General features: G+C 33.7%; 3 protein-coding genes. All 3 read left to right on the top strand.

Annotation, left to right across the window (positions count from 1 at the left end):
* Positions 1–592: 592 nt before the first annotated feature.
* Positions 593–901 (top strand): helix-turn-helix domain-containing protein, encoded by a 309-nt coding sequence (locus tag RM539_RS19725; RefSeq protein ID WP_311505136.1) that lies wholly within the window; start codon positions 593–595, stop codon positions 899–901.
* A gap of 208 nt (positions 902–1,109) precedes the next feature.
* Entirely contained in the window at positions 1,110–1,391 is a 282-nt protein-coding gene (locus RM539_RS19720; RefSeq protein WP_311505135.1) for a type II toxin-antitoxin system RelE/ParE family toxin, read from the top strand.
* Between the two features lie 18 nt (positions 1,392–1,409).
* Complete coding sequence (locus RM539_RS19715) at positions 1,410–1,709, top strand: HigA family addiction module antitoxin (RefSeq protein ID WP_011709863.1); 300 nt, start codon at positions 1,410–1,412, stop codon at positions 1,707–1,709.
* The last annotated feature ends 325 nt before the right edge of the window (positions 1,710–2,034 follow it).

Raw genomic sequence — 2,034 nt, 5'->3', positions numbered from 1 at the left:
AAAAAGTGTCCAGGACTAAAGATTGTACGACAAACTCATCATCCAGAATTTGCCTGCCCACCCAAAAGATACTTCTGCTATACCTGGCATGGATATTCACCAGAGCAGCCGGATCACCTTTTTTTAATAATTCGAAATTATACTGTGACATAAAGAACTCATTATATTAACAGGTGTAATTAAAGTTAGGTGGTTTATTCCACCCTTCAGCACAGCATCGTGTAGGGAATGAAGCTGTGGCTATCCCAACAAATCCGGAAATGGATTTATTTTAAATAACTAAGCGAGTTCTTATAGCTTATAAGGAGAAGATAGCTTTGAAAAGGGTTGAGTAGAAGGCCTTCTTCTACATACCAAAAGGCGTGGAAACTCAACTTATCGAACAGAGGCACTGGTATACCTTACCACGATCAAGTAAGCCCACGCCCGGGTCGTGAGCATTTACACTTATCATCTTGTGGTTTGTTGAAAATTACCAGTTTTCTGTTCAAGACTCAAAGCGAATGCTTCTAATATTTTACTTAAAGAAGTTTCGCAAATATAAAAATTAAATCATTGATCTAACTACCAGCTAAGTAACAAAAAATATTTTTTGTTACAAGATCTTGTAACATTTTTTATTGAAAATTTTCTTGTATTTACTCTCCAAGTAAATTTTATGGAGGAATTAGACCTAAAAAGACAACAAATTTTCGGAAGGCATATTAAAAGGCTTCGGGAAGAAAAAGGTCTAAGCCAAGATGATGTTGCTGCAAGATGTCGCGTCACAAAAGGTAGCTTAAGCGTAATTGAGAATGGCAATAGAAATTTCTCCTTTTTTACATTATTAGCATTAGCAAAAGCTCTGGAAGTAGAACCTAAATCTCTTTTGGATGTTGATTTCGAATTATTCTCTGAATAGAACCTCTAATTTTCCTACGACTTTCCGTAAACTTCTTTATTTCAATCTTTATCTTAAGCCAACTGCGTTTATCCCGCAAATAAGCCTGCTAAACGTTATATTTGTTTTGATATAACGAGTTAGGCAGCATAATTTTATCGTGCTTGGAACTTCTAATTTTTAATTTTTTACTTATCTTTGACGTTAGTAACGTGAAACAAAAATATTTGTGATAAAATCTTTTGCAGATAAAGAAGCTGATAAAATTTGGAATGGAACCCAATCAAGAAAGCTTCCTGCTAATATTCAGAACGTAGCTAGACGAAAATTAAGAATGGTAAATAATGCTCAAAATATAAATGACCTAAGAATTCCTCCAGCGAATCATTTGGAAAAGCTGAGTGGGAATTTAGAAGGTTTTCATAGTATTAGAATTAATAAACAATGGAGAATAATGTTCAAATGGGAAAATGACAATGCTTTTGAGGTTCAAATTGTTGACTACCATTAAACTTAAAAAAATAGAAAAATGAAAAAACTTGAAAACATACATCCTGGAGAAATTTTAAAAGAAGAGTTTTTAGATCCAATGGAAATTACAGCATATCGACTTTCCAAGGAAACATTTATTCCGCAAACAAGAATAAGTGAAATCATTAAAAAGAAAAGAAGAATAACTGCTGATACAGCCCTCCGACTTTCAAAATACTTTGGAACAACTGCTAAATTCTGGTTGGGTTTACAAGATGATTATGATTTAGAAGAAGAAAAATCTTTAAAAGAAAAAGAATTCAATAACATAAAACCGTTAGAAAATAACGCAGCCTAACAACGGTTCACCGCAAATAACGGGTAGTTTGCTGAAAATTGATATTTTAGAGACCAATTATAAAAACAACTAATCCGACAAATCCGCTTCCCCTACTCCCGCAACTTGCGGTAACCGGGACCGTTACCAACAAGAGTGCGCTGAAATTTTTGAATTTCTTATTACTATTTTTTTGATAATATAGAAATTCAGCATTGCAACTTAGAGGTTAACTCAACGGGAAGTGCAGTTTTTCAGTTCATGCTTTAAAAGTTAGAAGGAATAATTTTGCCCTGGCGCTGACAAAGATGCACGATTAATAATGGCAAGTTTTAATAAAGAGCTT

Source organism: Autumnicola musiva (genome assembly GCF_031846585.1).
Lineage (GTDB): Bacteria > Bacteroidota > Bacteroidia > Flavobacteriales > Flavobacteriaceae > Autumnicola > Autumnicola musiva.
This window is presented reverse-complemented; position numbering and strand designations above follow the sequence as displayed.

Coding starts and splice junctions, on each gene's coding strand:
- RM539_RS19715 (WP_011709863.1), top strand. CDS start 1,410: ATGAAAAAACTTGAAAACATACATCCTGGAGAAATTTTAAAAGAAGAG.